This is a genomic window from Holdemanella sp. MSK.7.32 (assembly GCF_024460475.1).
In the GTDB taxonomy this organism is placed as follows: Bacteria; Bacillota_I; Bacilli_A; order Erysipelotrichales; family Erysipelotrichaceae; genus Holdemanella.
The window spans coordinates 34,503-40,854 of record NZ_JANFYN010000021.1 but is presented as its reverse complement, the minus strand read 5'-3'; the positions used below and the strand labels follow the sequence as shown (position 1 = coordinate 40,854).

Annotated in this window: 7 protein-coding genes and 1 riboswitch; of the genes, 5 read left to right on the top strand and 2 right to left on the bottom strand. The window is 34.7% G+C overall.

Going from position 1 to position 6,352, the window contains the following annotated elements; genetic code table 11:
* Positions 1–257, top strand: a 257-nt coding sequence (locus NE544_RS06615; protein ID WP_370866045.1) for a hypothetical protein, incomplete at its 5' end; no start/stop codon positions are given.
* 12 nt (positions 258–269) lie between these two features.
* Positions 270–346, top strand: a riboswitch (Fluoride riboswitch).
* A 47-nt stretch (positions 347–393) separates the two neighbouring features.
* Positions 394–1,578, top strand: coding sequence for a sodium:proton antiporter (locus tag NE544_RS06610; protein WP_256268772.1), 1,185 nt, complete (start codon positions 394–396; stop codon positions 1,576–1,578).
* Here NE544_RS06610 and NE544_RS06605 read toward each other — a convergent pair.
* Both NE544_RS06605 and coaBC read right to left on the bottom strand, forming a co-directional pair.
* Positions 1,575–2,342: a type III pantothenate kinase gene (locus tag NE544_RS06605; protein ID WP_227991048.1), complete on the bottom strand. Its 768-nt coding sequence runs from the start codon at positions 2,340–2,342 to the stop codon at positions 1,575–1,577. The two genes, NE544_RS06610 and NE544_RS06605, sit on opposite strands and share 4 nt — an antisense overlap.
* Before the next feature lies 1 nt (position 2,343).
* The gene (gene coaBC, locus NE544_RS06600) at positions 2,344–3,540 is read right to left on the bottom strand and encodes a bifunctional phosphopantothenoylcysteine decarboxylase/phosphopantothenate--cysteine ligase CoaBC (RefSeq protein ID WP_256268771.1); all 1,197 of its coding nucleotides are present in this window, start codon (positions 3,538–3,540) and stop codon (positions 2,344–2,346) included.
* A gap of 176 nt (positions 3,541–3,716) precedes the next feature.
* Here coaBC and NE544_RS06595 point away from each other — a divergent pair, with 176 nt between their 5' ends.
* Genes NE544_RS06595 through NE544_RS06585 form a run of 3 tightly spaced genes read left to right on the top strand, consistent with a single transcriptional unit; the run spans position 3,717 to position 6,344 of the window.
* The gene (locus tag NE544_RS06595) at positions 3,717–4,850 is read left to right on the top strand and encodes a glycerate kinase (RefSeq protein WP_256268770.1); all 1,134 of its coding nucleotides are present in this window, start codon (positions 3,717–3,719) and stop codon (positions 4,848–4,850) included.
* 8 nt (positions 4,851–4,858) lie between these two features.
* Positions 4,859–5,368 carry a hypothetical protein gene (locus tag NE544_RS06590; protein ID WP_117570911.1) on the top strand — a complete coding sequence of 170 codons (510 nt, stop codon included), beginning with the start codon at positions 4,859–4,861 and terminating at the stop codon, positions 5,366–5,368.
* On the top strand, positions 5,361–6,344 hold the full coding sequence (locus NE544_RS06585) for an asparaginase (protein WP_118116580.1): 984 nt from the start codon (positions 5,361–5,363) through the stop codon (positions 6,342–6,344). The genes NE544_RS06590 and NE544_RS06585 overlap by 8 nt, the downstream gene beginning before the upstream one ends.
* Positions 6,345–6,352: the final 8 nt, after the last annotated feature.

Below are 6,352 nucleotides of genomic sequence, written 5' to 3'. Positions count from 1 at the left end.
ACAAAGAGTTATTGAATATCTACCAGGAAAGTGAAAAGGGTGATGTAAAAGTGTGCAGAGCATTAGATGAAATGTTTGAAGAATCGACAAACAAAGGAATCCAGATGGGTATCAAACAAGGAATTGAACAAGGTAGTGAGAAAAAAGAGCTTGAGATGTATCGAAAAATGATGGACAAGGGATTTGAAATTAAAGCTATCGCATCCATTTTCTCAGTGAGCGAAGAATCGATTAAAACGCTATTGATAAGAACTTAAATATTGTAGTATAATCTCATTGGGAATGAAGTTCTCCCTTAGTTGTAAACTAAAACCGCTTCTTATAAGCTGATGACTTCTGTGTTTTTTTACGCGGAAACCATCAGCTTTTCTGCGTTTTGAAAGGAGAGATAAAATGCTGATCAGTTTATCTTATATTTTTCTTGCAGGAATGTTTTTATCTTGGTTATGTAAAAAGATGGGATTACCTGGATTATTAGGAATGATATTTACAGGAATTCTTTTAGGACCTTATTGTCTTGGTTTGATTGATTCTTCATTGTTGAACATATCCAGTGAATTAAGAAAGATTGCTCTAATTATTATATTAATGCGAGCCGGATTGAATCTTGATTTAAGTGATTTAAAAAGGGTAGGAAGACCAGCCATATTGATGTGTTTTGTGCCAGCTTGTTTTGAGATGGTTGGAATGATTTTGTTGGCGCCAAAATTATTAGGGATTTCTTTACTAGATGCTGCTATTATGGGAAGCGTTGTTGCAGCCGTAAGTCCTGCAGTTATTGTTCCAAAAATGTTACAACTTATGGATGAAGGATATGGAACGAAAGAAAGTATTCCACAATTGATTTTGGCTGGAGCAAGTGTAGATGATGTATTTGTGATTGTGATGTTCACAGCATTTCTTGGTTTAGCCCAAGGAGAAAGCGTGAATATATTAAGCTTTGTGAATATTCCACTATCCATTCTAACTGGTATTATATGTGGAGCATTATTAGGAAAAGGGTTTGCGATCTTCTTTAAGAAAAATCATATGCGAGATACTGTAAAGATTTTAATTCTACTAAGTGTGGCATTTATTCTAGTGACACTTGAGGATGCTTTACCAATTTCATTTTCAGGATTAATTGCGATTATGTTTATGGGAATTTTCCTTCAAAGAAATCATTCGGTTGCATCCAAACGACTATCCGTTAAATTTAATAAGTTATGGGTAGGTGCTGAAGTCTTATTATTTGTGTTAGTTGGAGCTTGTGTAAATATTTCTTATGCATTAAAAGCAGGCATGATGGCTATTCTGTTGATATTTGGAGCACTTTTATTTAGAATGCTCGGTGTGTTTATTTGTTTATTAAAAACAACACTCACAAAATCAGAACGCTTATTTTGCATGATCGCATATTGTCCTAAGGCTACTGTTCAAGCAGCAATTGGATCAGTCCCTTTGGCTGCAGGGCTTGGATGTGGGCAAATTGTATTGACCATAGCTGTTTTATCCATCTTGATTACAGCTCCATTAGGTGCATTTTTAATTGAACATACATATAAAAAATGGTTAAAAAAAGAACAAAGAGCTTATTAGTCTTTGTTCTTTTCATATATAACTTTTAATCCTTTGAAAATTAGATTTGGATCATATACATCAATGGATTTTGTGTAGTTACAAACAATTCTTCCTAAACCACCAGTCGCAATGACTTTCATGTCTTTACCAACTTCTTTTTTGAATTGAGCAATTGTATATTCAACTCCGCCCAAGAATTGATAAAATACACCAGCCTGCATTTCTGTTTGTGTATTTCTTGCCAAGATAGTTTTTGGACGTTTGATCTCAATTTCAGGAAGTTGTGCCGTTTGTCCCCATAATGCATTTGCTCCTGTTTCAATACCAACACCAATGGCACCAGCTTTAAAACAACCATTTTCATCTACATAGTCATACGTTGTAGCTGTTCCGAAATCGGCCACTAGAATAGGTCCTCCATATTCACTGAATGCACCAGCACAATCGGCAATACGGTCTGCACCAACATTTCTAGGGTTTTCTAATTGAACACTGATACCACTCTTAATACCAGGACCAACAATAAGTGGTTCGATACCAACAAATTTTTTGATTCCATTTGTGAAGGAATGCATCACTTTAGGAACAACACTTGAAACAATAACGGAATCAATTTGTTTTTCATGTACATTAGAACGATCCAAAAAGTTTTTTAACATAAAACCATATTCATCACTCGTTCTTCTTACTTTTGTCGTTAATCGATATGTACCAATTAAATCCTCTTTATCAAAAATGCCAATCGTAATATTTGTATTTCCAATATCTACTGTTACAAGCATATTATTTCTCCATCTCAATCTCTTTCATTGTTTCTAGAATTTTATATCCCAATTCTTCTTTTGAACACTTAGGCAAATGTTGCGTATCATTCTTTCTTAATAAAGTCACAACATTTGTATCTGTCTGAAAACCAGCACCACTTGTGAATAAGTTATTCGCAATCAACATATCACAATTTTTGGATTCTAGTTTTTTTCGTGCATTTTCCTCTAAATTCTGAGTTTCCATCGCAAAACCACAAATGATTTGATTCTCTTTTTTGTGCTGTCCAATATAAGCTAAGATATCTGGGTTTTTCACAAAATGAAAAGTAACCTCTTCATCTGACTTTTTGATTTTTTGATCTGCGACCATTTCAGGTCTGTAATCTGCAACAGCTGCCGCCATGATGATGTAGTTTTGATCATCGAGTCTCGATGTGATCGCATCAAACATATCTTGCGCACTTGTTACGTGTATCATATTAACATCATTAAGATCTTCTAAAGCAGTAGGACCTGCAACTAAAGTTACATTGGCACCTAGACCTTTTGCAGCTTTGGCAATCGCATACCCTTGTTTACCACTTGAATGATTGCTTAAAAAACGAACAGGATCTAAAGCTTCCTGCGTTGGACCTGCAGAAACTAAAACGTTTTTTCCTTTTAGTGTTTGTTCCAATTCAAACTCATGATCAATGGCAGACACAATATCTTGCACATCAGCAAGCTTACCTTTTCCAGTATCATTACATGCCAAATGACCAACAACGGGTTCTACAAATTTATAGCCAAGTTCTTTGGCAAGTTTAATGTTTCTTTGGGTGACCTCATTCTCATACATATGAACATTCATTGCCGGACAAATTAATTTTTTAGTATGACAAGCCAAGAATGTTGTTGAAACAATATCATCCGCAATACCATGAACAACTTTGGCAATGATATTGGCCGTAGCCGGAACTAGCACCATGATATCAGCCCATTTAGCTAAAGTAATGTGGGCAATTGGATCTTCATTTGTTTCGTCAAACAAAGAAACTTCACATTTATGTTTACTCAAAGATTCAAAGTTGATTGGTTTGACAAATTCTTGAGCATGTTTTGTCATGACAACTTTGATTTCATAATCTTTTTTGGATAATTTGCTGACAAGATCGCAAGCTTTGTAGGCTGCAATACCACCAGACACCCCTATAACGACATGTTTTTTTTCCATGATTATTGATTCTCCTTTGTGAATAAAATCACGTATAGATTTTTCACTCAAATATTATCCCATATGACATCTTGCTTTTCAAGCAACAATAAAGCATTAACTATGGATATTTTAACTTATGAAACTGAAAAATTAAAAAAGTGTTTATTTTTTGTGGCATATGGTAAAATGTACGCATGAAAATAATTGTTGCGTGTGACTCTTTTAAAGGTTGTATGTCTTCAAAAGAAGTCGAAGAAAGTATAAAAAAAGGAATATTAAAGGCAAATAATAAACATGAAGTTTTAACTTTTCCTATGGCCGATGGCGGAGAAGGAACGGCTATGGTGTTTTGCGATATCATTCAAGGAAAGATAATAGACGTATTAACTGTGGATGCCTATGGTAAAAATGTATTTACGACATACTGTATTTCTCAAGATGGTCAACTTGCCATAATGGATGTGGCTAGCTGCATCGGACTGAATATGACACCTAAAGAAAAAAGAAATCCAATGATCGCATCAAGTAAAGGTGTGGGTATCATGATGAAAGACGCACTTTCTAGAGGATGTAAAAAAATTATTATTGGCTTAGGTGGCAGTGCAACAAATGATGGTGGTATGGGAATTTTAAATGAATTTGGGGTTCGCTTTTATAATTCAAAAAGAGAATTACTTGTACCAAGCGTATATGCTCTTAGTCAAATAGCTTTTATTGATAAGCGTTATGCAAGACTACCAAAAGATGTAGAAATCGTTTGTGCTTGTGATGTAAAGAATTATTTATTGGGGAAGAATGGGGCTACTTATATTTTTGGGAAACAAAAAGGAATTTATTTAAATCAAATGGCAGAAGTCGAAAAAGGAATGGCTCACTATTGTGCGAAATTGAAACAGACATTCCATGTGAATGTGAATGAATTTGAAGGTTCAGGAGCAGCTGGAGGCATTGGATGTGTATTGTTGGGTGTTATGAAGGCAAAAAGAACTTCTGGCATCGATTTAGTTATAGAATATTCTGACTTAAAAAATCATCTTCAAGATGCTGATTTAGTCATTACTGGAGAAGGTCAGACGGATGCGCAGACATTGTATGGTAAATTGCCACTAGGAATTGCCCACTTGGCAAGATCCTATAATGTGCCATGTGTTTGTTTGAGTGGGGCTTTAGGCTTAGGTTATCAATCACTTTATGAGCAAGGTATGATTGGAATTTTTTCGAGTGCTGATCGTGCCATGTCTTTTCAGATGGCCTTACAGACAGGAAGTGAAAAACTAGAGGCATTGGCTTTTAGTTTGACTAAATTTATGGATGGTATTAGAAAGTAGGTTGTTCGATGAAAAAACTATTAACTATATTTTGTGCTTTTATTCTGTGCATTGGGCTTGTTGGATGTTCTTCAAAAGAACCTTTTGAAATTAAAGAAATTACGGCAACAAAATTACAGAAAAAATTAGATCATAAAGACTCTTTTGTGTTAATTATTGAAAGAGAAAATTGTCCTTATTGTGAATCTTTACAAGAATATATCAAACAAACAAAGGATGAACATCCAAACCTTGTTTTATATAAGATCGATTCAACAGACTATGGCTTTAGTAAAATTAGCCAGGATTCTAAGCAGCTACAAAGCTCGACAGAAGATGGAAAGATTCTTTTGGATATGGCTCCATATTTCCTTTATACACCAACATTGTATGTGATTGAAAATGGCAAGGCCACACATGCAGGTATTGGTTATAGTGAAGATGATCATTCAATCAGTTTATGGGATGTTGATTCTACCGTTGATTTTGATTTGGCAGATACACAAGAGTTCTGGGAGTTTTTAGAAACATATGAATAAGAAGAATATTACAATCATTGCGACAGGCGGAACAATTGCCGGCCGAGGAAGTTTAGGCAAAAGTGCGAATTATGAGGCGGGCACTTTTGATGTGGAAGAAATTGTTAAAAGTATTCCACAAATTCGCGATTTGGCAAATCTAAATACAATTCAATTATACAATGTAGATTCTAATGATATGGGTTTAGATAAATGGATTGAATTAAGAAAAATTTGTCATGAATTAGAAAAAGATCGCTATGTGGATGGAATTGTTATTACACACGGTACAGATACATTAGAAGAAACAGCCTTCTTTTTAAATCTTACTTTGGCATGTCATAAACCTGTTGTCCTAACAGGATCGATGCGACCTGCAACTGCAACAAGTGCAGATGGACCTATGAATTTATATCAAGCAGTGGCTTTAGCATGTCATATGGAAGCTTGGCAAGCCGGTGTTTTAGCTGTGATTTCTGATACAATCTATTCAGGTAGAGATTTACAGAAAACAAACAGCTATAAAACCGATGCATTTAAAATGGGTGAATTTGGCTCTCTAGGATATATGCGTGATGATCATGTGTATTTATTGAATGCACCATTTAAAAAACATACATTCCAAACGATTTTTTCAAAAATGGAATTTGATGACTTGCCTAAAGTAGAAATTTTTTATGTGCACACAGATTCGGATCCTGAGTTGTTAAAATTTATGTTAGGTATGTATGATGGTCTAGTTCTAGCAGGAACAGGTTCTGGTAATTATCCTACAAAGATAAAAGATGTTTTAGAAAACTATACTGGAGAATGTACAGTCGTACGTGCAAGTCGCGTATTAGAGGGTGCTGTTTTTGATTCAGATGTGTTTGATTCAAAGAAAGTAACAATTCCTGCTTATAAGTTTTCAGCACAGAAAGCTAGGATTTTATTGATGCTTGCGCTAAATTGTACTAAAAACCATGAAACAATCAAATCTTTCTTCCAAGAATATTGAAAAAACTT

Coding starts and splice junctions, on each gene's coding strand:
- NE544_RS06610 (WP_256268772.1), top strand. CDS start 394: ATGCTGATCAGTTTATCTTATATTTTTCTTGCAGGAATGTTTTTATCT.
- NE544_RS06605 (WP_227991048.1), bottom strand. CDS start 2,342: ATGCTTGTAACAGTAGATATTGGAAATACAAATATTACGATTGGCATT.
- coaBC (WP_256268771.1), bottom strand. CDS start 3,540: ATGGAAAAAAAACATGTCGTTATAGGGGTGTCTGGTGGTATTGCAGCC.
- NE544_RS06595 (WP_256268770.1), top strand. CDS start 3,717: ATGAAAATAATTGTTGCGTGTGACTCTTTTAAAGGTTGTATGTCTTCA.
- NE544_RS06590 (WP_117570911.1), top strand. CDS start 4,859: ATGAAAAAACTATTAACTATATTTTGTGCTTTTATTCTGTGCATTGGG.
- NE544_RS06585 (WP_118116580.1), top strand. CDS start 5,361: ATGAATAAGAAGAATATTACAATCATTGCGACAGGCGGAACAATTGCC.